Annotated in this window: 19 protein-coding genes and 1 pseudogene; 12 read left to right on the forward strand and 8 right to left on the reverse strand. The window is 60.7% G+C overall.

Going from position 1 to position 26,464, the window contains the following annotated elements:
- Window positions 1-76 precede the first annotated feature (76 nt).
- The 5 genes from aceF (at window position 77) to L1075_RS02440 (ending at window position 5,766) form a co-directional block, all read left to right on the forward strand.
- The gene (gene aceF / locus L1075_RS02420) at window positions 77-2,167 is read left to right on the forward strand and encodes a pyruvate dehydrogenase complex dihydrolipoyllysine-residue acetyltransferase (protein WP_246939652.1); all 2,091 of its coding nucleotides are present in this window, start codon (window positions 77-79) and stop codon (window positions 2,165-2,167) included.
- A gap of 293 nt (window positions 2,168-2,460) precedes the next feature.
- A complete protein-coding gene (gene adk, locus L1075_RS02425) occupies window positions 2,461-3,117 on the forward strand; it encodes an adenylate kinase (RefSeq protein WP_040244585.1) in 657 nt (218 codons plus the stop codon).
- A gap of 312 nt (window positions 3,118-3,429) precedes the next feature.
- Window positions 3,430-4,116 (forward strand): tRNA (adenosine(37)-N6)-threonylcarbamoyltransferase complex dimerization subunit type 1 TsaB, encoded by a 687-nt coding sequence (gene tsaB, locus L1075_RS02430; protein ID WP_040244583.1) that lies wholly within the window; start codon window positions 3,430-3,432, stop codon window positions 4,114-4,116.
- A gap of 85 nt (window positions 4,117-4,201) precedes the next feature.
- Entirely contained in the window at window positions 4,202-4,999 is a 798-nt protein-coding gene (locus L1075_RS02435) for an undecaprenyl-diphosphate phosphatase (protein ID WP_246939656.1), read from the forward strand.
- Window positions 4,996-5,766 (forward strand): class I SAM-dependent methyltransferase, encoded by a 771-nt coding sequence (locus L1075_RS02440; protein ID WP_075370336.1) that lies wholly within the window; start codon window positions 4,996-4,998, stop codon window positions 5,764-5,766. Before L1075_RS02435 ends, L1075_RS02440 begins: the two co-directional genes overlap by 4 nt.
- Window positions 5,767-5,808: 42 nt before the next feature.
- On the opposite strand, the gene plsB is transcribed toward L1075_RS02440, so the two are convergent.
- Window positions 5,809-8,244: a glycerol-3-phosphate 1-O-acyltransferase PlsB gene (gene plsB, locus L1075_RS02445; protein WP_246939659.1), complete on the reverse strand. Its 2,436-nt coding sequence runs from the start codon at window positions 8,242-8,244 to the stop codon at window positions 5,809-5,811.
- A gap of 145 nt (window positions 8,245-8,389) precedes the next feature.
- On the opposite strand from plsB, the gene L1075_RS02450 reads away from it, so the two are divergent.
- Window positions 8,390-9,502, forward strand: coding sequence for a phospholipase D-like domain-containing protein (locus tag L1075_RS02450; RefSeq protein ID WP_246939662.1), 1,113 nt, complete (start codon window positions 8,390-8,392; stop codon window positions 9,500-9,502).
- Between the two features lie 8 nt (window positions 9,503-9,510).
- Here L1075_RS02450 and L1075_RS02455 read toward each other — a convergent pair whose 3' ends face one another.
- Window positions 9,511-10,161, reverse strand: coding sequence for a YecA/YgfB family protein (locus tag L1075_RS02455; protein ID WP_246939665.1), 651 nt, complete (start codon window positions 10,159-10,161; stop codon window positions 9,511-9,513).
- A 72-nt stretch (window positions 10,162-10,233) separates the two neighbouring features.
- Here L1075_RS02455 and L1075_RS02460 point away from each other — a divergent pair, with 72 nt between their 5' ends.
- From L1075_RS02460 to L1075_RS02470, 3 genes are all read left to right on the forward strand, one after another.
- Entirely contained in the window at window positions 10,234-10,800 is a 567-nt protein-coding gene (locus L1075_RS02460; RefSeq protein WP_040244571.1) for a SprT family zinc-dependent metalloprotease, read from the forward strand.
- Between the two features lie 140 nt (window positions 10,801-10,940).
- Window positions 10,941-12,890: an acetate--CoA ligase gene (gene acs, locus L1075_RS02465; RefSeq protein WP_246939934.1), complete on the forward strand. Its 1,950-nt coding sequence runs from the start codon at window positions 10,941-10,943 to the stop codon at window positions 12,888-12,890.
- A gap of 259 nt (window positions 12,891-13,149) precedes the next feature.
- Window positions 13,150-13,812, forward strand: a complete 663-nt coding sequence (locus L1075_RS02470; RefSeq protein WP_040244569.1) for a response regulator — start codon at window positions 13,150-13,152, stop codon at window positions 13,810-13,812.
- Window positions 13,813-13,925: 113 nt separating this feature from the next.
- Here the strand turns inward: L1075_RS02470 and mntR are convergent.
- The 6 genes and pseudogenes from mntR to L1075_RS02500 all read right to left on the reverse strand — a co-directional run.
- Window positions 13,926-14,348 (reverse strand): annotated as a pseudogene (gene mntR / locus L1075_RS02475) (manganese-binding transcriptional regulator MntR); the annotation flags it as partial.
- A gap of 10 nt (window positions 14,349-14,358) precedes the next feature.
- Window positions 14,359-15,639: an Nramp family divalent metal transporter gene (locus L1075_RS02480; protein ID WP_040244565.1), complete on the reverse strand. Its 1,281-nt coding sequence runs from the start codon at window positions 15,637-15,639 to the stop codon at window positions 14,359-14,361.
- Between the two features lie 135 nt (window positions 15,640-15,774).
- A complete protein-coding gene (locus L1075_RS02485; protein WP_040244562.1) occupies window positions 15,775-19,725 on the reverse strand; it encodes a hybrid sensor histidine kinase/response regulator in 3,951 nt (1,316 codons plus the stop codon).
- Window positions 19,726-19,791: 66 nt separating this feature from the next.
- Window positions 19,792-20,307, reverse strand: coding sequence for a hypothetical protein (locus L1075_RS02490; RefSeq protein ID WP_040244560.1), 516 nt, complete (start codon window positions 20,305-20,307; stop codon window positions 19,792-19,794).
- 93 nt (window positions 20,308-20,400) lie between these two features.
- Window positions 20,401-22,182, reverse strand: a complete 1,782-nt coding sequence (locus L1075_RS02495) for a sodium:solute symporter family protein (protein WP_040244559.1) — start codon at window positions 22,180-22,182, stop codon at window positions 20,401-20,403.
- A gap of 6 nt (window positions 22,183-22,188) precedes the next feature.
- The gene (locus L1075_RS02500; RefSeq protein ID WP_246939668.1) at window positions 22,189-22,449 is read right to left on the reverse strand and encodes a DUF4212 domain-containing protein; all 261 of its coding nucleotides are present in this window, start codon (window positions 22,447-22,449) and stop codon (window positions 22,189-22,191) included.
- A 558-nt stretch (window positions 22,450-23,007) separates the two neighbouring features.
- On the opposite strand from L1075_RS02500, the gene L1075_RS02505 reads away from it, so the two are divergent.
- The 3 genes from L1075_RS02505 (at window position 23,008) to ttcA (ending at window position 26,463) form a co-directional block, all read left to right on the forward strand.
- Window positions 23,008-24,825, forward strand: coding sequence for a DUF294 nucleotidyltransferase-like domain-containing protein (locus tag L1075_RS02505; RefSeq protein WP_040244553.1), 1,818 nt, complete (start codon window positions 23,008-23,010; stop codon window positions 24,823-24,825).
- 78 nt (window positions 24,826-24,903) lie between these two features.
- Window positions 24,904-25,521 (forward strand): 3'-5' exonuclease, encoded by a 618-nt coding sequence (locus L1075_RS02510; RefSeq protein ID WP_040244550.1) that lies wholly within the window; start codon window positions 24,904-24,906, stop codon window positions 25,519-25,521.
- Window positions 25,522-25,608: 87 nt separating this feature from the next.
- Window positions 25,609-26,463: a tRNA 2-thiocytidine(32) synthetase TtcA gene (gene ttcA / locus L1075_RS02515; RefSeq protein ID WP_040244549.1), complete on the forward strand. Its 855-nt coding sequence runs from the start codon at window positions 25,609-25,611 to the stop codon at window positions 26,461-26,463.
- Window position 26,464 lies beyond the last annotated feature (1 nt).

A 26,464-nucleotide genomic window follows, 5' to 3' on the forward strand; every position in this document is an offset into this window, starting at 1 on the left:
CCTGGCCTGGTCGCGTCACCCGGTCGGTATCGAGGACCGGAGCGATCAGGCCACCAGAATGGAAAGGAGCGCGACCTTGAGTAGCGAAATCATCAAAGTTCCCGATATCGGCGGTAGTGAAGGCGTCGAAATCATCGAGGTGGCGGTATCTGAGGGCGATGTCATCGCGCCCGAGGACACCATGATCACGCTGGAATCCGACAAGGCCAGCATGGATGTCCCTGCGCCCAAGGGCGGCAAGGTCGTCAAAGTGCTGGTCAAAGAAGGCGACAGCGTCTCCGAGGGCGACGATATTCTCGAGCTCGAAGCGGAAGGCGGTGGCGACGATGCCGGTGACACGTCCTCGCAGGACGAGGATCAGTCACAGGACGAGAGCGCCGAGAAGCAGGAAACGGCTGAGCCCGAAAAGGCGGCACCGAAGAAGAAATCTACCGGTGGCGGCAAACGCACCGTCGAGATCAAGGTGCCGGATATCGGCGGCAGCGAAGGCGTCGAAATCATCGAGGTTCCGGTCAGTGAAGGCGATGAGGTCAGCGCGGAAGACTCGCTGATCACGCTGGAATCCGACAAGGCATCGATGGACGTGCCGAGCCCCTACAGTGGCAAACTCGTCTCGCTGGCGGTCAAGGAGGGCGACAGCGTCTCCGAAGGTGACCTGATCGGCAGCATGGAGATCGCTGGCGAAGGTGACGACGAAGACGACGATACCGACGAAGCGCCGGCGGAAGGCGACTCTGACAGTGCCGAGTCGGACGCGGACACCGAGGATCAAGACGCCGGCGAGGATACCGAAGAAGGCGGCGACGAGGGAGGCCGCAAGGAACTCCGCGTCCCGGATATCGGTGGCAGCGAGAACGTGCCGATCATCGAATTGGCGATCAGTGAAGGCGACGAGATCGACGCGGAAGACACGCTGATCACGCTGGAATCCGACAAGGCCTCCATGGACGTGCCCAGCCCCTACAAGGGCAAGGTAGTCGAGGTCTCGGTCAAGGAAGGCGATAGCGTCTCCGAGGGCGACCTGATCGGCTATATTGAGGCGGCCGGCGCTCCGGGGGTCGGTAGCAAAAAGCCGGCCAAGAAAGCCGATGCCGGTAAGAAGGCCGACGCTAGCAAAGCGGACCAGAAGGCTGACTCCAGTCAGCAAGCGTCTAGCGCCTCCAAGTCGACGCCGTCTACCAAGCAATCCACGGGCGAGCCGAGTCCCGAGGCGCGTCACAAGCAAGGCGACGACAAGACGGCGGGTGCTCATGTGCATGCCGGGCCGGCGGTGCGCATGCTGGCGCGCGAGCTGGGCGTCGACCTGGCCCAGGTCACACCCACCGGGCCCAAGAATCGTGTGCTGAAGGAAGACGTGCAAGGTTACGTCAAGAACGCCCTGCAGCAGCGTTCCAGCGGGGCCGGAAGCTCGGCCGCGCCGAGTGGCGGTGCGGGTATCCCGGCGGTGCCGGACATCGACTTCAGCCAGTTTGGCGAGGTCGAGGAAAAGCCCATGGGCCGACTGATGAAGGCGGGCGCGGCCAACCTGCATCGCAGCTGGCTCAATGTGCCGCACGTCACCCAGTTCGACGAAGCGGACATCACCGAACTCGAAGCCTTCCGTAAGTCGATGAAGGACGAGGCTGCCAAGCAGGACGCCAAGCTCACGCCGCTGCCGTTCATGATCAAGGCCTGTGCCTACGCCTTGCAGAAGTTCCCGCAGTTCAACGTCAGCCTGAAGAGCGACGGCGAAACGCTGGTGCAGAAGCATTACGTGCACATCGGCATCGCCGTGGATACGCCGGACGGCCTGATGGTGCCGGTAATCCGTAACGCCGACCAGAAATCGCTGATCGAGCTGGCCAAGGAATCGGTCGAACTGGCCGGCAAGGCGCAGTCGAAGAAGCTCAAGCGCGAGGAGATGAGCGGTGGCTGCTTCACCATCTCCAGTTTGGGCTCCATCGGCGGCACCGCCTTCACGCCCATCGTCAACGCCCCGGAAGTCGCCATCCTCGGCGTTTCCAAGGCGCAGACGAAACCGGTGTGGGACGGCGCGGAGTTTGCCCCAAGGCTGATGATGCCGCTGTCGCTGTCCTACGACCACCGAGCGGTCAACGGCGCCGACGCGGCTCGCTTCACGGCCTTCTTGGCCCAAGCGTTGAGTGATATTCGTCGCCTGCTGATGTGACCCAGTCGCGTCGACGATGTGACAAAAGCGGCCCTTGCGGGGGCCGCTTTTTTTATATCGCGATAAACGGTGACGTCTGTGACGCGCGCGACGAAAGTACAATGCTTCAGGCAACTCCATGAAAAAAGCGAATTATGGCGCCTAGAGCAGGTCTAGCCCGGGGCGGGCGTGCTTGTGCCGCTTGAGCCGTGCAGGTATCGTCATGGGCCATTCCCAAGGCGATGGCGTGTGCTTCATGGAGCATGCCATAGCTAATAACGAACATGTGATGACTCGTTCAAGGAGCACTATCGATGCGTTTGATCTTGTTGGGCGCCCCGGGCGCAGGCAAGGGCACCCAGGCCCAATTCATCTGCGAGCATTTCGACATTCCGCAGATCTCTACCGGCGACATGTTGCGTGCGGCGGTCAAGGAGGAAAGTGAACTGGGACTCAAGGTCAAAGAGATCATGAACAGCGGTGGTCTGGTGTCCGACGATATCATCATCTCGCTGGTCAAGGAGCGTATCGCCCAGCCGGATTGCGCCAACGGTTTCTTGTTCGATGGTTTCCCACGCACGATCCCCCAGGCCGATGCCATGAAAGATGCCGACGTAAAACTCGACCATGTGCTGGAAGTGGCCGTGGATGACGAGGAAATCGTCAAGCGCCTGGCCGGCCGTCGGGTTCACCCGGGCTCGGGACGTGTCTATCACGTCGAGTACCAGCCGCCCCAGGAAGAGGGCAAGGATGACGTGACGGGTGAAGCGATCGTGCTGCGCGACGACGATCAGGAATCGACCGTGCGCAATCGTTTGTCCGTCTATCATGAGCAGACCGAGCCGCTGGTGAAGTATTACCGCGAATGGGCGCAGCAAGACCCGCAAAGCGCGCCAACCTACCACCGCGTGGAAGGTACTGGCAGCGTCGAGTCGATCCGCCAGCAGGTGCTCACAGCGCTCGAGGGATAAGTTTCTCCCCGCCGTGCGGCTTTTCAGTGGGAGAGAACTTGTTCCCGATAGGGGGCTGCCAGCTTCCATCGTGAATAAATTTACTCCCACTACGTCATGTCCTGGCTAGAATCTGAAAGAAGCTAGCCATGACGCCAAGGCGTTTCGACATGCCTGCGGGCATCATAGAGTCACGCTCTGGGCCAGACCCTGGCCCTTTACCGTCTCGTTGACGACCTGCGTCAAGATTGCATCGGGCGGTGCGCCGGGCGTTTTGCCAATGACTGATGGCACGTTTATAGTGCGTGCTCACCCGCTGCTCAATGATCGCCGATGCCTACTCTGTTGGCCCTGGATGCCTCTACTAGCGCCTGTTCTTGCGCCCTGTGGCGCGATGGCCATGTCATCTCCCGTTATCGTGACGCCCCGCGTCAACACACCCAACTGCTGATGCCGATGGTCGATGACGTGCTGGCCGAGGCAGGCGTCGGTCTCTCCGATCTCGATGCGTTGGCTTACGGTCGTGGGCCGGGCTCGTTCACCGGCTTGCGTATCGCTGCCGGGACGGCGCAGGGGCTGGCTTTCGCACTCGAGTGTCCCTTGATCGGTGTATCTACTTTGGAAGCCCTGGCGCTTGCTGCGCATCGGCGTCTCCATGCGCGCTATGTGGTGGCGGCAATGGACGCGCGCATGGACGAGATATACGCCGCTGCCTATCGTTGCCACGACGGCACGCTCGAGCCACTCGTGGAGGAAGCCGTGTTGATACCGGAGCGGTTGCGCCTGCCTGCGGCCTTTCACGATGTCGACTGGGTTGGCATCGGCTCGGGCTGGACCTTACGCGAGCGTATGCCCGTCGAGGTGCAATCGGCGCTCGGCCAATGCCTGAGTGAGCCGCAGCCTGCCGCCGAAGACATGGTGCGACTGGCGGCACAGGCCTGGGAGGCGGGGGAGCGTCCCGCCGCCGACGAGGCGGTCCCGGTGTATTTGCGCAATGAAGTGGCGTGGAAACGCGCCTAAGCGTTTCTTAAGCTCCCGAGAATAATAATGGCGTGCTCGCACGCTCGTACGCAGCGTCATTTTTTCGTTGCTTCAAGGACATTTCATGGATTGGTTGCACGTCGTTGCGCTGGCCATCATTCAAGGCCTTACCGAATTCCTGCCCATTTCGTCATCCGCTCACCTGATTCTCCCGTCGCAGTTGCTGGGCTGGCCCGATCAAGGATTGGCCTTCGATGTGGCTGTACATGTCGGCTCGCTCGCCGCGGTGATGCTGGTCTTCCACCGTGAAGTGACTCGAATCGTGCGTGATTGGGTGTCGCAGTGTCGCGGCGGGCCGGCAACGCCGGAAAGCCGCCTGGGCTGGGCGGTGATTATCGGGACGCTGCCGGCCGTGGTCATCGGTTTCTTGCTGGAAAACGTCATCGAGTCGTACCTGCGTGCCTCGTTGGTGATCGCTATCACCACGCTGCTCTTCGGTTTGCTGCTGTGGTGGGCGGATGTACGCGGTAGCCGCCGCCATGCGTTGACCGCGATGTCGCTGCGCAATGCGCTGATCATCGGGCTCGCTCAGGCTTTGGCATTGATACCTGGGACGTCGCGGTCGGGGATTACCATTACCGCCGCCTTGCTGTTGGGCTTTACCCGCCAGGCCGCCGCGCGTTTCTCGTTCTTGTTGTCGATCCCACTGATTCTCGCCGCTGGTTCGCTCAAGGGCATTGAGCTTGTCGAAGCGGGCGAGGGTGTGGCCTGGGGTACGATCATCGCGGGGACGCTGATGTCATTCGTCGCGGCGTGGCTGTGCATCAAGTTGTTTCTCGCCGCGCTGGATCGCATCGGCATGTTGCCGTTCGTCATCTACCGTCTGATTCTGGGCATCGTTCTGTTGGTGTGGGTTGCATGAACGAATCCGTCGTCGCCATGGGCGAGCCATTGCGCGACCTGGCCGCGCGGCTGGGGCTGCCCTGGCAAGCCGAGGGTGACGCCACCGCTGCCTTGCGATTGGTGATGACGCCTGAAGGATTGGCGCTATCGGGTGAGGCGCGGCGCTACGGTGCGCCGATTCGGGTCGACTTCACCGCCGGCAAAGTCGCGCACCGGCGCCGCTTCGGCGGTGGGCGTGGGCAACTGATCGCCAAAGCATGCGGACTGGCGCACGGTGTGACGCCGAGCATCGTCGATGCCACGGCGGGGCTGGGGCGTGATGCCTTCGTGCTGGCGAGTCTCGGCGCCGAGATTTTATTGATCGAGCGCGTGGCGGCGATATACGCCCTGCTCGAAGATGGCGTGCGGCGTGCCCGAGCGGATGAAGAGGCCGCCGAGATCGTGGCGCGCATGCGGGTGGCGAATGGCGATGCCGCGCGTGAGCTGGCGACGCTGGTGGCGCTTCACGACGTTGCGCCGCAGGTGGTGCATCTCGACCCCATGTTCCCACACCGTGACAAGAGCGCGTTGGTCAAGAAGGAGATGCGCGTCTTCCGCGAACTGGCCGGTGACGATGACGACGCGTCACGTTTGCTGGAGGCTGCCCTGGACGTTGCTACGCACCGGGTAGTGGTCAAGCGCCCCCGCCGCGCGCCGCCGCTTGAGGGCCCGGCACCTGATCACGTGCTCGAGGGCAAGACCAGTCGCTACGATCTCTACGTGCATCGCAGCCTGAAATCCGCGTGACGATAATTTTCACGCACCTGATACTACGATGACCGGCGATTACTACGATGACCGGCGATGTACCAACTGGGTCAGGCGGTGGTGCAGGCTGGGATCGAAGAGTGCTTGCCCGCGACGCTGAGCGTTTTCGAGCGAGCTGTCATAGCATAGTTTGTCGTTTTCCTGCCATAACCAGCCCTGAGACTCGAGGGTGTCGAGCAAGCCGCTGAACAGGCGTTTGTCGAAGAACTCCGGTGCGTTGAGCCCGGAGAGCAGGGTGAGGCGTTCAGCCAACTGACGGCTTTGTTCCTCTAGCGCCTCGCGGGTCAGGGTGCCGCTTCCTTCGCGTAGCAACACGGCCAACAGCAGATAACCGCGCTCCAGGGTTGGCTGTACCAGCCGACCTAGCAGGCGTAGATGCTCGCTGCTGGCCAGGTGCCCCGCCGGGCGCTCCCAACCGTGATCGGTCTCAATCAGCAGGTCTTCGGATGCGAGTGCCGCCAAGGCGCGTTCCAGCCGCGTTGCAAAGGCATCGACGGGCAGGTGAAACTCATGCGCGAGTACCGGCCACGCGGGCCCCAAGAGAGTCAGCAGCTCCTCGGTATTGAAGCGTGCGTTATGCCGATACGCGAAGGCGACCAGTGCCATGTCGATGTACAAGTGCAAGACGTTGTTGCGATACCACGTCAATAAAGTGGCCTGTTCTGGCGTGGCGAGTACGAGTTCGCCGAGTGCCTGCTGGCGGCGTTCGATGAACTCCAATTGAGCGGTATGGGCGATCCAGTCCCGAGGCTCGCCTTCGGGCAGAGTGATTCGCTCACCGCCCGGGAGATGCTGCCTCAAATCCACTAGCAAGCGCATATGACGCTCGAGCAGGTCGGCCTCGATGGCGTGGTGCGAATTGGCCAGAAGCCCCAGGGCGACCAACGAAACCGGCGTGATGGCTGCTGCCGCGTTGATGCGCTGGCCCAGGCTGGCGCCCAGCGCGGGCACGGCCTGGTTCAGCCAGTCGGGGCGTGTTTGGCGGCGGTTGTCTCGCCAATCGGGTACCTGGCGGTCGAGAAAGCCGCTGAGCATGAGCGGCTCGCCGACATTGACCGTGACATGCCCGTATGACTGTCGCAGCCGGCGTACGATGCGCAACAGGTCGAAGGGCGACTCCTTCTTCTTGTGCCCGCCACGCAACTCCTTGAGGTAGCTACCGCTTTCCAGCACCTTCTCGTATCCCACGTAGACGGGAACGAAGGCGACCTCGCGGCGGGGGTCGCGGGCGAAGGAGCGCAGGGTCATGGCGAGCATGCCAGGGCGCGGCGCCAGCATGCGCCCGGTGCGCGAGCGTCCGCCCTCGATGAAGTATTCCAGTGGGTGCCCGCGCGAAATCAGACGATGCACGTATTCGTTGAATACCGCTGCGTAGAGGCGATTGTCACGAAAGCTGCGGCGCAGGAAGAACGCCCCTCCTCGACGTAGCAGCGCGCCGATTACCGGCATGTCGAGGTTGCGGCCTGCCGCGATGTGCGGCGGCATCAATCCCTCGCGAAATAGTGCGTAGGACAACAAGAGATAGTCGATATGGCTGCGATGACAGGGCACGTAGATCAATTCGTGATCGCCGGCCAGCGCCTTGACGTCATCGAGCCCGTTGACGGTGACGCCGTCGTAGAGACGGTTCCAGAGCCTGCGCAGCAGTTGGTAGAGGAAGCGCAGTACCGGGTAGGAGGTGTTGGAAGCGATCTCGCGGCCATAACGCAGTGCCCGGCGTGTTTCACGCTCGGGGCTGGTGCCACGGGCGGTGGCCGCGTCGGAGATCGCCTGGCGCACTTGTGGGCTGTCGACCACGCCGCGGATCAACGTATTGCGATGCGAGAGATCGGGACCCAGCACACGGGCGCGTACACGACGAAAGTGAACGCGCAGCACGCGTGCCGTCTTGCGCTGGGCGACCGGTAACGGACGTGTCTCGATCAACGTGCGTAGTTGCAACGGGGCGCCGATATGTACCTGCACGTGCTTGCCATTGACCGCCATCGACAAGAGTCGGCGCAGGCGTCCGCTCCACTGCCAGCTATCCGCCGCGAGCAGTTTCCAGAAGCCGAAGTCCTTGCCCGGGGCGCGTCCCCAGAACACGCTTACCGGTACTAGCTGGACATCTCGATCGGGCGCGTCGGCTAGCTCTGCCAGCAAGGTGTCGAGGTGCAGCGAGCGTCGTCCGTGTACCTGCGTCAGCCCGCGACTGAGCCGGGGTAGGGCGATACAAGCGGGAAGGCGTGTCTCGCCGAGCACGACACTGCCTCGGGCACTGGGAAGGCCCTCGCGGCGTGTCATCAGTTCGAGTGCCAGCCTGTCCGAGAAGGCGGGGTGCGGCAACACGTAGAGTGTGGGCCGCATGGCATCGAGTGTGGGCTGCTGCGCTTCGACATGATGGTAGTCGAGCCAGTGGTCGAGCAGCCTGCGGCACAGGGCGCGCAAGGGAGCGAGGAACGTGCGTAGAACAGCCATCCATTAGCCTTGAAGGAACGCGATGAAGCAGTATAGCCAGTCAGGCCGGGTAGGCCCAAGGCTGGCGCTTTTCAGCGACGTTGCAAACATGCGTCAATGGTGCATGATCAAGCCGCCGCGCAGGCGGCGAATTCAAGGAGACACCATGCGCGGACGTTGGCAGGTAGGCAATCGTTTCACCTTGTTGCCGGAAGGCAAACGCTTTCTTCCCGCCTTGTTTACAGCCATCGATGAAGCGCGCGCCACGCTTTATCTCGAATTGTACCTGATGGAATCGGGAACGCTCGCCACACGCGTGATCGATGCCTTGTGTGCAGCGGCCGGGCGCGGTGTCACGGTGCTGGTACTGCTCGATGGGTATGGTTCGATGAAGCTCGCGCATGCTGACCGCGAGCGTTTGCGTCAGGCCGGCGTGGCGCTACGTTTCTTCAATCCGCTGGCCTGGCATCAACTGGGCAAGAATCTGTCGCGCGATCATCGCAAGCTGCTGATCGTCGACGAGAAGCTGGCTTTTACCGGTGGTTTCGGCGCCGTCGATTCCTTCGTCGAGGCGTGGTATGAAGTCGCCGTACGTATCGAGGGGCCGGTCGTCGCGGATTGGGTCGGCCTGTTCGCGCAACTCTGGGAGTCGCCATTGACGCGCCGCAAGGCGGCGCCGCGTCACTGGCCTACCTCGCGCTCCATCGCACCACTCACGGAGAATATGCGCGGACGGATGATCAGCGGGCGTGGGCATCGTTACCAGGCGATCCGGCATTCGCTGCATCAGCGTATTGCCACTGCCGAGCGGCGGTTGTGGCTGTGCACGCCCTACTTCGTGCCGACCTTCAGCCTGCGCCGGCGCCTGATCCGCGCCGCGCGCCTGGGCCTTGACGTGCGGCTATTGCTGCCGGGCTCGCGCCACGACCATCCGAGCATTCGCTATGCCGGGCAACGTTTCTACGCGCGACTTTTGCGGGCCGGGGTACGCATCTACGAGTTTCAGCCGACCTTCATTCACGCCAAGTTCGTGCTGGTCGACGATTGGGCGTCGATCGGCTCGTGCAACTTCGATCACTGGAGCCTGCAGTGGAATCTCGAGGCTAACCAGGAAGTCGAGGATACGAGATTCGCCCGCGACGTGGCGGCTCTGTTCGAGCGTAACTTCGCCGCCAGCGAGGAAATCCATTGGGAGCAGTGGCGCTATCGCCCCTGGACTCAGCGCTGCCGTGAGTGGGTTTTCGGCACCCTCAACGGGTGGATGACGCGGTTGCGCTGAACGCGTGCCTAGCGGCGACCCTTACTGCCTGGGCGCCCGGCGGGTTTCTTCTTGCGCGGCGTGGGCTTGGGTTTTTCCTCGGGAACACGGTAGTGCAGATAGAGATCCAGGATCAGCTCGGGTAGCTGCTTGACGAGTGCTTCGGCCCGGGCGTCGTCGGTGATCAGTTCGTGCATGTCGGGTTCGTCTTCGAAGAGGCCCGATAGCGCCATGAAGGGGAGCAACAGCTCCGCGACGCGGGCTTCGTCGTGCTCGAACCAGGCGCCTTCATGGAGAAACACACCTTCCATGAAGCCAGCGCACCAGTCGCCGATGGGCGTTTCTTCGGGCGGCAGGCCGTCGAGTTCCAGGTCGAAGGGCAGCTCCGGCAGGTGACCATGCTCGAGCGCATCGATGGCGTTTTGCTTGAGCGCTTCGCACAGGCCGAGCATCTGTTCGCGCTGCGCGGCGTCGGTGAATTGCGGCTCGCCGTGAAAGAGTTCGGCGATCCAGGTGGCCGCCGGGGTTTCGACCGGCGCGATCGCCAGGGCGACGAGGAATCCGTGTGCGCCAATCAAGTCGAGCGCTTCGGGATCGACGTGATCGGATTCCAGGAAATCGTCGAGGGTCTCGAGCGCTGTGTCGTCGAGCAGTGGCATGGGGGGCGACGTCTCGGACATGAAAAGCCTCTTGAAAGGGAGCGGTCGGTGAGTGGTGGACGCCTGTCGCGTTGCGCGGCATTCTAGCATCCCATGATGTCTGTCACCTTGCCCTCTCCCGATAATGATTGGTTAGTGTCGCTCGATGAGCCGGCCCTCCACGAAGCGTTATATGAGCGCGTCGAGGCGGCTTGGCGCGTCGCTCTCGATGTTCATCCTTCCCTGCCGCGCCCCGCCGTGTGGTTGGACCTGCGTGGCAAAGGGGCTGGCCAGGCGCATTTTTCGCGCGGAGGTCTACGCTTCAATCCGGTCCTGCTGCGCGAGAATCGCCAGGCGTTCATGGAAGACGTCGTGCCGCACGAGATGGCGCACTGGCTGGTCTTTCATCTCGATGGACCGCCCACCCGTCCGCATGGTCATGAATGGCGGACCGTCATGCAGCAGCTCTACGGTTTGCCGCCACGTACCACGCACCGTTTCGATGTCTCCCGGGCGAGTCCCGCACCTTATCGTTATCGTTGTGGCTGCGACACCGAGCATCATTTTTCCGCGCGACGCCACGCTCGGGCTCGACGTGGAACGGCGTACCACTGCCGATATTGTCGACAGCGACTTCGCTTCGTTGCGCAAAACGCTTGTGACAATGACGTAACTCAATGAATTAAAAAGAAAAATCGGTAATACCAAGGTCTGATAGGGAGCCAGGGGGGCTAGGGGTATATGCTGGTGACACATTCTTGGACGGTCACGTTGGCAAGCGTGTGGCCGATCATCCATTTCTCGACCTTTGCGAGGAAGCCATGACCGAACAGCAGAAAGTCTACCCGGTGGCGGAGGATTTCGCCGCCAATGCTTGGGCGGATAACGAGACGTATCTGAGCCTTTATCAGCGCTCCGTCGACGATCCCGAAGGCTTCTGGGCGGAACAGGCCGAGTCTCTGGATTGGTTCAAGGCGCCGACCAAGATCAAGAATACTTCATTCGCTTCCTCCAACGTGGATATTCGCTGGTTCGAGGATGGCGAGCTCAACGCCGCCTACAATTGTCTTGATCGCCATCTCGAGACCCGCGGCGATCAGCCAGCGATCATCTGGGAAGGCGACGATCCGGGGCAAGACAAGACCATTACCTACCGCGAGCTGCATGCTGAGGTGTGCCGCTTGAGCAACGCACTCAAGGAAATGGGCGTCACCAAGGGCGATACCGTGACGCTCTACATGCCGATGATCCCCGAGGCATCGGTGGCGATGCTGGCGTGCGCGCGTATCGGTGCGGTGCACTCGGTGGTCTTCGGCGGCTTTTCGCCGGATGCCTTGGCACAGCGCGTGGTCGATGCCCAATCGCGTGTGGTAATCACCGCCGACGAGTCGGTGCGCGGTGGCAAGCATGTGCCGCTCAAGGACAACGTCGATGCTGCCATGACCCGCGACGGCACCGATATCGTCGACAAAGTGCTGGTGGTGCGCCGCACCGGCGGCGAGATCGAATGGCACGACGACCGCGACGTCTGGTACCACGAGTGGGTCGAGCGCCAGTCCAGCGAATGCGAGGCGGAGAAGATGAACGCCGAGGATGCGCTGTTCATCCTCTACACCTCTGGCTCCACTGGGCGTCCCAAGGGGCTCAAGCACACCACCGGCGGCTATCTGCTCTATGCGGCGCTGACGCATCGCTATGTATTCGATTACCACGAAGGGGAAGTGTACTGGTGTAGCGCCGATGTGGGCTGGGTCACCGGACATAGCTACATCGTCTATGGCCCGCTGGCCAACGGCGCGACTACGTTGATGTTCGAGGGCGTGCCAAGCTATCCCTCGCATGGTCGCCTCGGCGAAATCATCGACAAGCACCAGGTATCGATCCTTTACACCTCCCCGACCGCGATCCGCGCGTTGATGGCGCATGGCGAGAACATCATGGATTCCAGCCAGCGTGACAGCCTGCGTGTGCTGGGATCGGTGGGCGAGCCGATCAACCCCGAGGCCTGGAGTTGGTTCCATCGTGTGATCGGTAACTCGCGCTGCCCAATCGTCGACACCTGGTGGCAGACCGAGACCGGCGGGATCATGATCACGCCGCTGCCGGGGGCCACCGATCTCAAGCCGGGCTCCGCCACGCGGCCGTTCTTCGGCGTGCGCCCGGCGCTGCTCGACAATGATGGCAATGTGCTCGAAGGCGCTACTTCGGGCAACCTGGTGCTCCTCGATTCTTGGCCCGGTCAGGCGCGCACCATCTGGAACGATCACGAACGCTTCGTGCAGACGTACTTCTCCGCCTATGAAGGCGTCTATTTCACGGGTGACGGCTGCCGCCGCGACGAGGATGGCTACTACTGGATCACGGGCCGCATCGACGACGTGCTCAACGTCTCCGGGCACCGCATGGGCACCGCAGAGATCGAATCCTCGCTGGTGGCACACAGCGCCGTGGCTGAAGCCGCTGTGGTGGGGTATCCCCACGACATCAAGGGGCAGGGCATTTACATTTACGTGACCCTGGGTGACGACGTCGAACCTAGTGAGGAGCTACGCAAGGAATTGACGCAATGGGTGCGCAAGGATATCGGGCCGATCGCGACGCCCGATGTCATTCAGTGGGCGCCAGGGCTGCCGAAGACCCGTTCCGGCAAGATTATGCGGCGTATCTTGCGTAAGATAGCCGCTAACGAGTGCGAGGGCTTGGGTGATACCAGTACGCTGGCTGACCCGAGCGTGGTCGATGAGTTGATCGAGCACCGCGCCAATCGTTGATACGCGTTGGGGTGGGTATCTAGCGTCGGTTCGTTCGACACGGGGCGGCACGCCAGCTCGCCTCGGGTGCCCGCCCGACTTTCGCCGGCCGATGGCCGGCTTTTTCGTGCCACCAGGAACGTTCGGGGGTGCGTCGACGCAAGGCTTGGGTATTGTCTACAGCATGGGGTAACATGCTGAAAACAAGAAGTGAACCTGATGCTTGCCGATGACAATCGCGGCACGACCGTTCGCTCCAGGGGGATCCGGAGGAGACACAATGGCTTTTGCCCAGAAATTCATCGTCGCCGATGACCACCCGCTATTTCGTGCCGCGCTCAACCAGGCGTTGCGCCAAGTAGCGCCACAGGCGGAGATCGTCGAAGCCGATACCATGGAGGCGACGTCCGACATGGTGATGCGCCATCCCGATGCCGACCTGATCTTGCTCGACTTGCACATGCCGGGCGCACATGGCTTTTCGGGACTGATCCAACTGCGCGGTCAGTCGCCCGAGGTGCCCGTGGTCGTCATTTCGGGCAGTGAGGAGCCGCCGGTAGTGCGTCGCGCCATCGACTATGGTGCCTCGGGTTTCATTCCCAAGTCCTCGTCACTGGATGTTATCGCCGAGGCGATCCGCCAAGTGCTCGAAGGGGAGGTCTGGTTGCCCGAGGAGATGGCCGATGTTCTCGGGGAGTCGAACGAAGATGAAGCGCGCTTCGCCGAGGCCATCGCCTCGCTGACGCCGCAACAGTTTCGTGTGCTCAACATGTTGAACGAAGGCTTGCTCAACAAACAGATCGCCTATGAGCTCAATGTCTCAGAGGCGACCATCAAGGCGCACGTTACGGCGATACTCCGTAAATTGGGGGTGCATTCGCGCACGCAGGCGGTCATCGCCGCACAGAAACTCGAGGTCGAACCGCCCAAGGTCGAGTCCTAGAGCGCCTTAGCGGCAGCATACGAGGCCGTGTGAGAGACAAGAAGCCGTTCCCTTGGTTTTTAAGGGAACGGCTTCTTCGTATCTGTGCGCGCTCTCAGGGCATGCAAGACAGCCTATGAAGGCGGCTGGCGGCCCAGGAAATCGCGCATGGCGTTCACGGTTTCTTCACTGCAGTGATGCTCGATGCCTTCGGAGTCGGCACGTGCGACTTCTTCGGGCACACCGAGTGCCCGCAAGGCATCGAGTACCACCCGGTGGCGTGCCATGACGCGCTTGGCGAGCGCGTCCCCCTCATCGGTCAGGAATATCCCGCGATAGGGGCGAGCGACAGCAAGCCCGTCGCGTTTCAAGCGTGCGATGACTTTCGACACCGCCGCCGCGCTGACGCCGAAACACTCGGCCAGATCGCTGGCACGTGCTTCGCCCAGTTGCGTATGCAGATGCGCGATTTCCTCGACATAATCCTCGACCAATTCGGTCTGATGATCCTGCCGGACGCGTTTGAAATATTCGTGCTTGGGCTGAGACTTCATGCAACCCCTGCTTTCAGTGTCCCGTGAACGTAGAAAATAGCACGTACGCGTTGAGGGCGACGATCAACGTGCACACAATACCGCCCACCACGGTTACCGATTTGTGATTGACCAGGTTGCCCATGATACGGCGATTGGCGGTGAAAAAAAGCAGTGGGATGAGTGCGAACGGAATTCCGAAGCTAAGAATCACCTGACTGGCGACCAAGGCCTTCTGCTCGGACACGCCGAGCATGATGATCACCAGCGCCGGCAGCATGGTCACTAGACGGCGTAGCCACAGGGGGATCGTAAAGGCCATGAAGCCTTGCATGATCACCTGTCCCGAGAGCGTACCGACGATGGACGACGATAGACCAGCGAGTAGTAGGGCGGCGCCGAAAACATGGCTGGCCGTGACCTGGCCGAGCATCGGTGCCAGTAGTTTATAGCTGTCACTAATGGTGGCGACATCAAGATGGCCATTGGCATGAAAGGCAGCCGCCGCCATGGCCAACATGCTGAGGTTGATCATGCCGGCGATGGCCATGCCGATGATGACATCCAGGCGGTAGTAACGCATCAAGCGTATGCGATGGGCGTCGTCTTTCACCTGAATCCGTTGCTGCGACAGTGCCGAGTGCAGGTAGATGACATGCGGCATGACCGTAGCGCCGAGTATGCCCGCTGCCAGATAGAGCGAATAGCTATCCGGGAAGCCGGGAATGAGCAGACCCTCGAGCAGCGGCGTCGGTTGCGGCCGGCTGAGCACCAGCTCGAGAATGAAACCGCCCGCCACGGCCAGGATCATGGCGCCGATGACGATTTCCATGAGTCGGAAGCCGTAGCGGTAGAGATGCAGCGCCAGATAGGTGATCGCCCCGGTGAGCAATGCGCCTTCCATCAATGACAGCCCAAACAGCAGGTTGAAGGCCAGCGCTGCGCCGAGAAACTCGGCGAGGTCGGTGGCGATGGCTACGACCTCTGCTTGTATCCAATAGGACCAGACCACGGGGCGTGGATAGCGTGCGCGAATCACCTGGGGCAGGTTGCGCCCGGTGGCGAGTCCCAGACGTGCTGACAGGGTCTGGATCAGCATGGCCATCAGGTTGGCGACGAGCACTACCCACAGCAGTGTATAGCCGTAGCGCGATCCCGCTTCGATATTGGTAGCGAAGTTGCCGGGGTCGATATAGGCCACCGCCGCGATTAGTGCAGGACCGAAGAAGGCCGTCCATCCCCAGCGTTGTGCCTTGCCGTTGAGTGTCGATGCCGCTTGCGCGCGTATTGCGCTGTCAGAAATTGTACTCAGCATGGTAGCAACTCTAAGTTAACCATGGTTAATCGAATGTCTGAAGGTTAACTTAGAGACCCAGGGTTGGCCAATAGCGGTTGGGTCGAGAACCGATTGAGTTTGACTATTACCGATACTCGGCCCTGAGCGTCCGCGCTAGCGATCCTGACGAGCGGCACGATTGGCTTGCAGAGTGCGTGTCAAAAGTGCCCGCAAGGCGGCGGGGCGCACCGGTTTGAGCAGCAATTGATAGCCATTGCGGCGAATCTCCTCGGCGACCTCGTCGGTACGGTCGGCGGTGATCACGATACCGGGAACGGGGCCCTCGCAGAGCTCCTCGAGCGCTTCCAAGGCCATCAAACCAGTGACCTCGTTGTCCAGGTGGTAATCGGCGAGAATAGCCTCGGGATCGCTGTCCAGATGGCGCAGAACCGACTTGGCCCCACCGATGGACGTGGCGGTGAAGACTTCGCACTCCCAGCCCTCGAGCATCGCTTTCATGCCTTCGAGAATCAGGGTCTCGTTGTCGATGCATAGGACTCTAGCGCCCGCGAGTTTGTTGCCAGGACGCCGCGTAGGCGTGTCCTCGGTACTTTTTTCCTGCTGGCGTCCCTCGACGCGAGGCACCGACACAGAGAATACGGTGCCGATATTTTCCCACGAACGAATCTTGATGGGATGCTCGAGCACTCGGCTCATACGGTCGGCGATGGACAACCCGAGCCCCAGGCCTTTCTCGCTTTCCTTGTGACGCGAGGCCTGATCGAGGCGCCGAAATTCCTGGAAGATTTCCGTCTGCTTGGCCTCGGGAATGCCCGGACCGGTATCCCAGACCTCGATGCTCAATTGCTCGCCCTGGCGCCGGCAACCCAGCAGCACCCGTCCCTGCTGTGTATAGCGCAGCGCGTTGGAGAGGAAGTTCTGCACGATGCGCCGCAACATCTGGGCGTCGCTGTCCACCCAGGTCCCGGTGGCAACGACATCCAGGTCGAGCCCGCGATCCGTAGCCATGACTTCGAACTCGGCACGCAGCGGCCGCAGGATGTCGGTCAGCGGGAACTGCGTACGGCGAGGTGTCAGGGCGCCGGCATCGAGTTTGGAGATGTCGAGCAACGTGCTCAAAAGCTCCTCGGCGGCCTGTAGCGAATTGTCGATATGGCCGATGGTATGACGCAGCTCCTCGGCCTCGACCTGCTGCCCCAGTGCGGAGGTGAACAGGCGCGCGGCGTTGAGCGGTTGGAGCAGGTCATGACTGGCGGCGGCCAGAAAACGTGTCTTCGAGGCGTTGGCCTCCTCGGCGACCTGCTTGGCTTGGCGCAGCGCCGACTCGGCCTCGGCACGCACGCGGTTTTCCTGGCGCAGGGCCGCGTTGGCTTCCGATAGCGCCTGGGTTCGCTCGCGGACGCGTTCCTCGAGATTTTCGTTGGTTTCGCGTAGGGCGATTTCTGCCAGACGCCGCTCGGTAATGTCCTGATAGAGAGCGAAGAACCCGAGCACGCTCTCGCCCTCGCCGAAGTGGGGCGTGTAGGTCACCAGCATGTAACGCACACCGCCGTCGCCGTCGTCCTGTGAGATTTCGAAGCTCACCCGCTCACCGGCCAGAACACGATGCATCCACGGCGAACGTTCGCGGATGACCTGGGCGGGCATGACGTGGTCGAAGCGTTCGCCGATCGCTTCGTTGCGGTCGATGCCCATCGCCGCTTCATAGGCACGGTTGGTGAAGAGGTAGCGGCATTCCTTGTCGAAATAGGCGATCAGCGCCGGCACATTGTCGGTGTAGATGCGAATGTTGTTCTCGGAGCGAATCAGCGCCTCTTCGGTGCGTTTTTGCTGAGTAATGTCCTGGTAGGTGTAGACGAAGCCGCCGCCTGGCATGGGGTTGCCTTGAACCTCGAGCACCGTGCCGTCCTGGCGGTAACGCACGTAGCGGTGAGGTTGCCCCTGGCGGATGTTGTCCATCAACAGCTCGACGTGCTCCTCAGGGTCGCCAGGGCCGTATTCGCCGTTATGCGCGTTGTAGCGCAGAATCTTGTCGAACGGCGCGTTGACCCGGATCAAACTGTCGGGGAAACGAAACAGCTCCAGATAACGCTGGTTCCATACCACCAGACGCGCGTTCTGATCAATCACGCTGATGCCCTGGTTGATGTTCTCGATGGTCGCTTGCAGCAGGGCGCGGTTGAACTCCAGCACCTGCGAGGCTTCGTCGACGATCGAGATGACATCGGAGATGCCAATGCCCCTTCCTTGCAGCGCCGAATTGACCACGATGCGTGCCGAGGACGCCCCGAGTACCGAGGACAATAGCCGTTCGGTGAACTGAATGACGTCGATCGAGGCGCGGGTATTGTCATCCACAGACTGGCCGCCACGGCGTGAATAGTCCTCGAAGGCGCGCTGTACTTGGCTGGTCCCCAGGAAGCGCTCGCAGAGAACCTTGAGATCGCCCACCGTGGTGGCCCCGGTCCAGGGGCGGTTGACCGAGGTCTGGCGGGTTTCGACGCTATCGACGAATAGTGAGGCTTGGATGCGCTCGACGACGCGCTGTGGGGTGATCTGAGAAACAAAGATGTAGCAGAACAGGTTGAGACCCAGCGAGAGCATCACGCCATGGGTGAAGCTGTCACCCACGTTGAGCCCGAACAGATGCGTCGGTGCCAGCCAGTCGAGCCCCAAGGGACCGCTAGTCAGCCAGGTCATCGGCAGCAATTCGGCTTGCACCAGCGCCGGTAGCAATAGTGTGTAGGCCCACACCGCGAAACCAACGTTCATGCCGGCAATGACACCGAGGCGGTTGCCACGTTTCCAGTAAAGCCCGCCCAGCAAGGCAGGCGCGAATTGGGCGGCCGCGGCGAATGACAGCATGCCCGTCGAGGCCAGGGTGCTGTATTCGGCGATCAGGCGATAAAAGATGTAGGCTAGCAGCAGGATGACGACGATGGTCGCGCGTCGCGCACGTAGTACCAGCTTGGCGTAGTCGCCTTCGGTGACGAACCAGCGTAGACGGAACAGTACCGGGATGATGATCTCGTTGGAGATCATGATCGACACCGCTACGGCGGCCATGATGACCATGCCGGTCGCTGCCGAGAGCCCGCCGATGAAGGTGAGCAGTCCCAGCCATTCGCTACCGCCGGCCATGGGCAGCGCCAGCATGAAGGTATCGGGATTGACGTCGCCATCGGGAAACATCGTCAGGCCCGCTGCAGCGATGGGTAGCACGAAGAAGCCGATGGCGGCCAGGTACACCGGAAATAGCCAGCGGGCACGCTTGGCGTCATCCGTATGAGTGTTTTCCACCACGGCGAGGTGGAACTGGCGCGGCAGGCAAAAGATGGCCAGCATTGCCAGCAGCGTCTGTGCCCAGAAGCCGTGGCCGAAATCCTGCTCGGTCAGTTGGCGTTGCAACTCCAGATAGGTATCGGCGCGGCCGAAGAGGTCGCCGAGGCCGTCGAACATGCCCCAGGTGACATAGGCGCCGAGGACCAGAAATGCGAGTAGCTTGACCACCGATTCGAAGGCGATGGCGTGAATCAGCCCCTCGTGATGCTCGGTGGCATCGGTATGTCGCGTGCCGAAGAGAATGGCGAACAGCGCCATGACGGCTGCGATATAGAAGGCCGTATCGCCGAATACAGGGGCACGAGTCAGGTCGGCGCTGTCGGTCAGCACAGTGAACGCCGAGGCCACGGCCTTCAGTTGCAAGGCGATGTAGGGCAGCGTGCCGATCAAGGCCACTAGACTGGCGAACGCTGCCAAGGACTGGGTCTTGCCGTAGCGCGAAGCGATGAAGTCGGCTATCGAGGTCACGTTCTGGCGTTTAGCGACGCGGATCATCTTGGCTAACACAGGCCAGAACAGCAGGAAGGTCAGAATCGGGCCGACAAAGATGCTGGCGAATGACCAGCCTGACGTAGCGGCCTCGCCGACAGCGCCGTAGAACGTCCACGACGTACAGTAGACCGCCAGCGCGAGGCTGTAGACGATGGGGCGCCGTCTGCCCGGTCCATGGCGCTTGGCCTGGCTGTCGCCACGCCAGGCGATGGCAAACAATACGGCAATGTAGATCAGCGATACGACGATCAGTAGCCAGCCAGCAAACATGCTCTCTCCCCTATGTTTGCGGCCATTCTAGGGTAATCCGCTGGCGCGCGTCAGTCGTCCGTATGATCAGGAGGTTTCACATAGGACCTGGTAAAGCGGGGTGTCGGTGCCAATGTCATGCAGCGCGGAGGCATCTGGTTGACGCTCATCGCCGACCAGCGGCACCCATTCCCGTTCACCGCAGTTCATCAGGTAGGCCTGATGGGTCACGCGGTCCGTGACCTGTTTCTCGAAACGATAGAGGATGAATTCCACCATGTGTTGGCCGTTGGCCTCGGTGGTGCGTAAATGATCGCGATCGATTACCTCGAAGGCGACGGGTAAAGGGAAAAAATACGTCCAGGGGCGCCAGAACATTGAATCGTATTTGACGTCGACGACCTCGGCGGAGTCGGGCAGTTGCTGCTGCTTGGAGGCTAGCCAACTGTATTCATAGTAGATCTGATAGCTGATCATTCCTACGCCTGCTAGTGCCGGCACGATCCAGCGGGGTAAGCGCTTGCCGCTAAGTTGTCGCAGGATCAATCCGATCCCCGCCGCGCCGAGGCCGGCAAATATCACCGCGATCAATTGCCAAATCATAATGTCTCCCTGCAACGAAATCGGGCTTCCCCGTGGGAAGCCCGATGATGTGACCCCATGGCCCGGGCCCGCCGAGCCAGTGGGTATTATGGCTTAGTGGTTGACGGCACCACCAGCACCTTTGGGATAGCGCACGCTTTCCACCAGTTCCTGAATCTCCCGAGGCGGTTCCTCGGACGACTTGGAAACGAGGTAGGCCACTGCGAAGTTGATGATCGCACCCACCGCGCCGATGGAGAGCGGTGAAATGCCGAGTACCCAATTTTCAGGCGTGTCCGCCAGATTATTGGTGCCGGGGATGAAGAACCAGCCTTTGTAGATGAAGATGTAGACCAAGGTGAAGGTCAGCCCTGACAACATCCCCGCGATGGCTCCCTTATTATTCACCCGCTTGGAGAAGATCCCCATCATCAGCACCGGGAACAGCGAGGCAGCGGCGATGCCGAAGGCCAATGCCACGACCTGTGCCGCGAATCCTGGGGGATTGGCACCGAGGTAAGTGGCAACCACGATGGCGATCGACATCGAAATACGAGCCGCTTTTAACTCCCCTCGTTCCGTTATGCCTGGGTTTATGGCCCCTTTTATCAAGTCATGACTAATCGCCGAGGAAATGGCCAGTAGTAGCCCGGCAGCGGTAGAGAGTGCCGCCGCCAGACCGCCGGCGGCGATCAGCCCGATGACCCAGGAGGGCAGGTTAGCGATCTCCGGGTTGGCGAGTACAAGAATATCGTTGTTGACGGTTAACTCGTTGCCTTCCCAACCACGGTCCTCGAAATCGGCACCATCGTTGTAGAACTGAATGTTACCGTCGTTATTCTTGTCCTCGAAGGTGATCAGCCCTGTTTCTTCCCAGGTCCTAATCCAATCGGGACGATCGCCGTAGGCGATGGCGTTGGAGGCGGCGGCGTCGTAGTTCTCGACCTGACCGGCCATGTCGGGATAGATGGTCGTCATCAGGTTCAAGCGTGCCATGGAGGCCACCGCCGGCGCGGTCAGGTAGAGCAAGCCGATGAATACCAGGGCCCAGCCGGCTGACCAGCGCGCATCCGCCACCTTGGGAACGGTGAAGAAGCGCATGATGACGTGTGGCAGGCCGGCCGTTCCGATCATCAGCGAAAGCGTGAACAACACCATGTTGAGCTTGTTGTCCACCATCGCCGTATAAGCATCGAAGCCCAGTGCGGTCACCACTTCGTTGAGCTTGGACAGTAGCGGTTCGCCCGAAGCACTATGATCGGAGAACAGGCCTAGCGGCGGAAGCGGGTTGCCAGTCAGTTCCAGCGAGATAAACACTGCCGGAATGGTATAGGCGACGATCAGGACGATGTATTGAGCCACCTGAGTGTAAGTGATGCCTTTCATGCCACCCAGCACGGAATAGAAGAATACCACGACGGCGGCAATGATCAGGCCGGTAGTCGCATCGACCTCAAGAAAGCGTGAAAAAGCGACGCCAGCGCCGGCCATTTGACCGATGACGTAGGTCAGGGACGCCACGATTAGGCAGACGACGGCAACCATGCGTGCCGTGCGGCTGTAGAAGCGGTCGCCGATGAATTCGGGCACCGTGAACTTGCCGAATTTCCTCAGGTAAGGCGCCAATAGCAAGGCCAACAGCACATAGCCACCGGTCCAGCCCATTAGAAAGGTGGAGTTGGCATAGCCACCAGCAGCAATGAGACCCGCCATGGAAATAAAGGAGGCGGCCGACATCCAGTCAGCCCCGATCGCCATGCCGTTGGTGATCGGGTGTACGCCGCCACCGGCCACATAGAAATCCTTGGTTGAGCCCGCCTTGGCCCAGATGGCGATGCCAATGTATAGAGCGAAAGAAGCGCCGACGAATAGGATATTGATGGCAAATTGACTCATGCTGGCTTACTCCTCGAGTCCGTATTGCTTGTCCAGCCGGTTCATCTTCCAGGCATAGAAGAAGATCAGGCCAATGAACGCCAGAATGGAACCCTGTTGAGCAAACCAGAAGCCCAAGTCAGTGCCACCGACGGGAATGCTGGATAGCAGCGGACGCAGCAGGATCGCGCACCCGTAAGAAACGAGTGCCCACACGATCAGACAGCCGGTTATTAGACGCACGTTGGCTTTCCAGTAAGCTTCGGCATTGGATTTTTCATCTGCCATGGTGTCGCTCTCCACTGGTAGGGATATGTTGGTGTTGTGATGAGAGTGTGCGAGACGCTTCAAAGCAATCGCAGGTATAGAACACTCTGTAGGGTAACGTCATTGATACGATAGTGGCGCTAGACTTTTATCGATAATGACTGTGCTGTCCGTCGAGTGTTAACTACCTGGGATTGCCTTGAATAGCCATACTGATGATAGTGGCCAATGACGGCGAAAAAAGAACTCCATACTTTGGTATCAAGCCATTAGTTTAAAGAGTCATTTTTTGAATTATCATGTTTTTCATGAGGTTGTGATAGGGAGTGAGGATTTGTAGCAGGCTTATAAAAAAGGCGTAAGTGAGCCTGGTGGAGCATAAGTCAATGGCGGTTTTTGGGATGCGATATCAGCGTAGAACGATAGTCTATGTGTCGTAATAAAAGTCAGCTTTGCTACTCTTGATCACGTAATATGGTAAGCAATCTTTCGGCCGTGTTACCGAAAAGTATAAGGAACATGAAGCGGTAATGATGACACCAAGTCGTGCCAGGGTCGGCACAGGACGAGGGTACTACCATGGTCGACATCAACCTCTCGCAACCACCTTTCAGCTTGCTCGATGAAAAAGGGCGGCAGCGTGTCCGGGACGGAGTCGATCTCGCCTATTTCAATGAGGGCGAGGTCATACTCGATGCCGGCCAACCCGGCGAGCATGTATTCCTGATTCACAAAGGTGAAGTGGCGGAGCTCGATCTCAACGCTAGCGAGAGGGAGCGGCGTATCGGCCACTACACGGCGGGCGATCTGTTTGGGGCGATCAGTATCCTCAACGGTACGAGCCGTTATAGATTCCAGGCCGAGCAGGAAAGCCTGTGCTATTTGCTACCCCGCCGGCTTTTCGAAGATATTTGTACCGCGTACCCCGCCTTCGATGACTACTTCCGCCAGCACTTGGCCGAAAAGGCGCGCCATGTGCTCGAGCGGCGGGCGGAAGGGGGCATGAGCATGGCACGCTTCATGCTGGCACGGGTGGCGGAATGCATGCGCGAACCCGTCGTGGTCGACGGGCATACCACGATTGCCGAGGCCGTCACGCACTTGCGCGAGCGTCATGCCGATAGCTTGCTGGTCAGCCATGCGGGGCGCTGCGGTATGGTCACCAAGACCGATCTTCTCGATGCGTTGGTTCAGCAAGGCTTGCCGCATTCCGCCGAAGTGGGCGGCATCGCGCATTTCACGCTGATCACCTCGCATGCCGACGACTATCTCTTTACCGCGTTGGTGAGCATGACGCGCCATGAGGTGGCGCGTGTCGTGGTCATGGAGGGCGCGCAGGCGGTGGGCGTCGTCGAGTTGACCGATGTGCTGGGGTATTTTTCGAGCCGCGCCCATGCCGTTAGCCTGCAGATCGAGCAGGCGGAGGATATCGAGGCGTTAGCGCGTGCCAGCGCGCGTCTGCCTCAGTTGATTCAGACATTGACGGCGCAAGGCGTGAAGTTGCGCTTCGCCATGGAGCTGCTGGCGGCGCTCAACGGTCGGATCATCCACAAGGCGTTCCGGTTCTTGATGCCTGAGGATCGTCAGTCTCAGTCATGCCTGCTTGTCATGGGCAGCGAGGGGCGCGGTGAGCAGATTCTCAAGACCGACCAGGACAACGCTTTGATCCTGGCCGACGGTAGCGACTGGCCGGGGATCGAGGCGGCGATGCAAGGGTTGACCGATACGCTGGGCAGGCTCGGCTATCCGCCTTGCCCGGGCAATATCATGGTCTCCAATCCGCAGTGGGTAGCGAGCGAGTCGGCATGGCGCGGCAAAATCGCCCGCTGGGCTTCGAGTCGCGATCCGGATGCATTGATGAATCTCGCCATCATGCTCGACGCCCATGCCATCGCCGGTAACGCGAGCTTGCTCGAAGGTCTTCGTGAGCACTTATTCGCACGCGGCTCCCACGATGAGTTGCTGCTGTCGTACTTCGCGCGGGGCGTATTGCGTTACTCCACGCCGCTGACCTTGTTCGGCACTCTCAAGCGCCCGGAGCATGGCATCGACATCAAGAAAGGAGGAATTTTTCCCATCGTGCATGGCGTGCGCACGCTGGCGCTGGAACGCCGGGTCGCCGCTACCTCGACGTTTGCGCGTCTCGATGCATTGGTCGATGACGGTCGCCTCGACCGGCCTTTCGCTGACGATCTGGGCGAAGCCATGGCACTGTTTTCCGAGCTGCGCCTGCGTCAGCAGTTGGAAAGCCTGGAGGGCAACGACGCGTCGCAGGAGCCCAATCGCGTGGTCGTTCAGCGTCTCAGCGGCTTCGAGCGTGACTTGCTGCGCGAGGCGTTGCATACGGTCAAGGAATTCAAACAACGCTTGTCACAGCGTTTTCATCTTGAATATTGAGGTGCTCGTCAGGCAAGGGCCGCGAGTGGGTCGAGTCAAACCCCGCGGACCATCGTCAGAGGCATACGGGAGGTTGCGATGATAAAAGCATTGCGTCGTGCCGGTGATCGGCGCCGCCAACTGGGCGGGCACCACGCCTGGCGTTTCGAGCCGTATTGCGGCAGCGAAGTCATTGCTCTGGATTGCGAGACCACCGATCTTGACCCGCGGCGTGCGGAATTAGTGGCGCTGGCGGCGGTCAAGGTGCGCGATGGACGTGTTCTGACCAGCGAGTCGTTGGACTTGCGCCTGCAGCGGCCGGAGAGCTTGTCGGGCGACTCCATCCGCATTCATGGCTTGCGCGGTGTCGATCTATGGGGCGGCGAGGCGTTGGGCGATGCACTCGACCGTTTGCTCGATTTCATCGGCAATCGCCCGTTGGTCGGCTGGTGCATCGATTACGATGTGGCAGTCATCAATCGTCACCTGCGTCCGCGTACGGGATTCGATCTACCCAATCGGACGCTGGATGTCTGTCGGCTGTATGTGCGTGAACGTCGGCGCGTGCAGCCAGACATCGAGCCGGATGTGCGTTTCGAGGCTATGAGCGAGGCCTTGGGCGTGCCGGTCATGGGGCGCCATACAGCGTTGGGCGATGCCGTGACCACGGCACTGATGTATCTGCGCCTGTGTCACGGGCGCGCGATCAGCGCCTGAGCGGCTGGGCCCGATACTTCGTCGTAGTAGCCTGCGGTGATAACATGGGGTGCTTCACTCACCACGGCAGGCCAAAGCGCTATCGTCATGCATGCACTCAACGGCCAAGACAAACTGGCATTCAATAAGTTGCAAAAACGCCTGCGGCGCCAGGTGGGGAACGCCATCGTCGACTACGGGATGATTCGAGACGGCGACAAGGTCATGGTATGCCTCTCCGGCGGAAAGGATTCCTACACCATGTTGGATATCCTCATGAACCTGCAGCGTAACGCACCCGTTTCGTTCGAGCTGGTGGCCGTCAACCTCGACCAGAAACAGCCAGGGTTCCCCGAGCACGTGTTGCCCGAATACCTGGACGGCGTGGGCGTGCCTTATCACATCGTCGAGCGCGATACCTATTCGGTGGTCAAGGAGAAAACCCCGGAAGGCAAGACTACCTGCGCGCTTTGCTCGCGCTTGCGGCGTGGCACGCTCTATGGCTTCGCCGAAGAGATTGGGGCCAACAAGATCGCGCTGGGCCATCACCGCGAGGACATGCTGGAGACATTGTTCCTCAACATGTTCTTCGGCGGCACACTCAAGTCGATGCCCCCCAAGCTACTCTCCGACGACAATAAGAATGTCGTCATTAGGCCCTTGGCGTATTGCCGTGAGGCCGATATCGCCGAGTACGCCGAGTGGCGCGAGTTTCCGATCATTCCCTGCAATCTGTGCGGTTCGCAGCCCAATCTTCAGCGCCAGGTGGTCAAGGAGATGCTCGCGGAGTGGGAAGAGAAACACCCAGGGCGCCTGGAGGCGATGTTCAAGTCGATCACCAATGTGGCGCCGTCGCAGTTGGCCGACCGCGACCTCTTCGATTTCGTGGGGCTGGAAGACAAGCAACGCGAGTTCCAGAGCAAGCGCATCGAGGCACTCGACGTGCTGACTCGCGAGGCTTGAT

It is taken from the genome of Chromohalobacter beijerinckii, assembly GCF_023061185.1.
In the GTDB taxonomy this organism is placed as follows: Bacteria; Pseudomonadota; Gammaproteobacteria; order Pseudomonadales; family Halomonadaceae; genus Chromohalobacter; species Chromohalobacter beijerinckii.

Excerpts from the sequence above, each read along its gene's own strand:
- adk (WP_040244585.1), top strand. The coding sequence starts at position 2,461 with ATGCGTTTGATCTTGTTGGGCGCCCCGGGCGCAGGCAAGGGCACCCAG.
- tsaB (WP_040244583.1), top strand. The coding sequence starts at position 3,430 with ATGCCTACTCTGTTGGCCCTGGATGCCTCTACTAGCGCCTGTTCTTGC.
- L1075_RS02435 (WP_246939656.1), top strand. The coding sequence starts at position 4,202 with ATGGATTGGTTGCACGTCGTTGCGCTGGCCATCATTCAAGGCCTTACC.
- L1075_RS02440 (WP_075370336.1), top strand. The coding sequence starts at position 4,996 with ATGAACGAATCCGTCGTCGCCATGGGCGAGCCATTGCGCGACCTGGCC.
- plsB (WP_246939659.1), bottom strand. The coding sequence starts at position 8,244 with ATGGCTGTTCTACGCACGTTCCTCGCTCCCTTGCGCGCCCTGTGCCGC.
- L1075_RS02450 (WP_246939662.1), top strand. The coding sequence starts at position 8,390 with ATGCGCGGACGTTGGCAGGTAGGCAATCGTTTCACCTTGTTGCCGGAA.
- L1075_RS02455 (WP_246939665.1), bottom strand. The coding sequence starts at position 10,161 with ATGTCCGAGACGTCGCCCCCCATGCCACTGCTCGACGACACAGCGCTC.
- L1075_RS02460 (WP_040244571.1), top strand. The coding sequence starts at position 10,234 with ATGATGTCTGTCACCTTGCCCTCTCCCGATAATGATTGGTTAGTGTCG.
- acs (WP_246939934.1), top strand. The coding sequence starts at position 10,941 with ATGACCGAACAGCAGAAAGTCTACCCGGTGGCGGAGGATTTCGCCGCC.
- L1075_RS02470 (WP_040244569.1), top strand. The coding sequence starts at position 13,150 with ATGGCTTTTGCCCAGAAATTCATCGTCGCCGATGACCACCCGCTATTT.
- L1075_RS02480 (WP_040244565.1), bottom strand. The coding sequence starts at position 15,639 with ATGCTGAGTACAATTTCTGACAGCGCAATACGCGCGCAAGCGGCATCG.
- L1075_RS02485 (WP_040244562.1), bottom strand. The coding sequence starts at position 19,725 with ATGTTTGCTGGCTGGCTACTGATCGTCGTATCGCTGATCTACATTGCC.
- L1075_RS02490 (WP_040244560.1), bottom strand. The coding sequence starts at position 20,307 with ATGATTTGGCAATTGATCGCGGTGATATTTGCCGGCCTCGGCGCGGCG.
- L1075_RS02495 (WP_040244559.1), bottom strand. The coding sequence starts at position 22,182 with ATGAGTCAATTTGCCATCAATATCCTATTCGTCGGCGCTTCTTTCGCT.
- L1075_RS02500 (WP_246939668.1), bottom strand. The coding sequence starts at position 22,449 with ATGGCAGATGAAAAATCCAATGCCGAAGCTTACTGGAAAGCCAACGTG.
- L1075_RS02505 (WP_040244553.1), top strand. The coding sequence starts at position 23,008 with ATGGTCGACATCAACCTCTCGCAACCACCTTTCAGCTTGCTCGATGAA.
- L1075_RS02510 (WP_040244550.1), top strand. The coding sequence starts at position 24,904 with ATGATAAAAGCATTGCGTCGTGCCGGTGATCGGCGCCGCCAACTGGGC.
- ttcA (WP_040244549.1), top strand. The coding sequence starts at position 25,609 with ATGCATGCACTCAACGGCCAAGACAAACTGGCATTCAATAAGTTGCAA.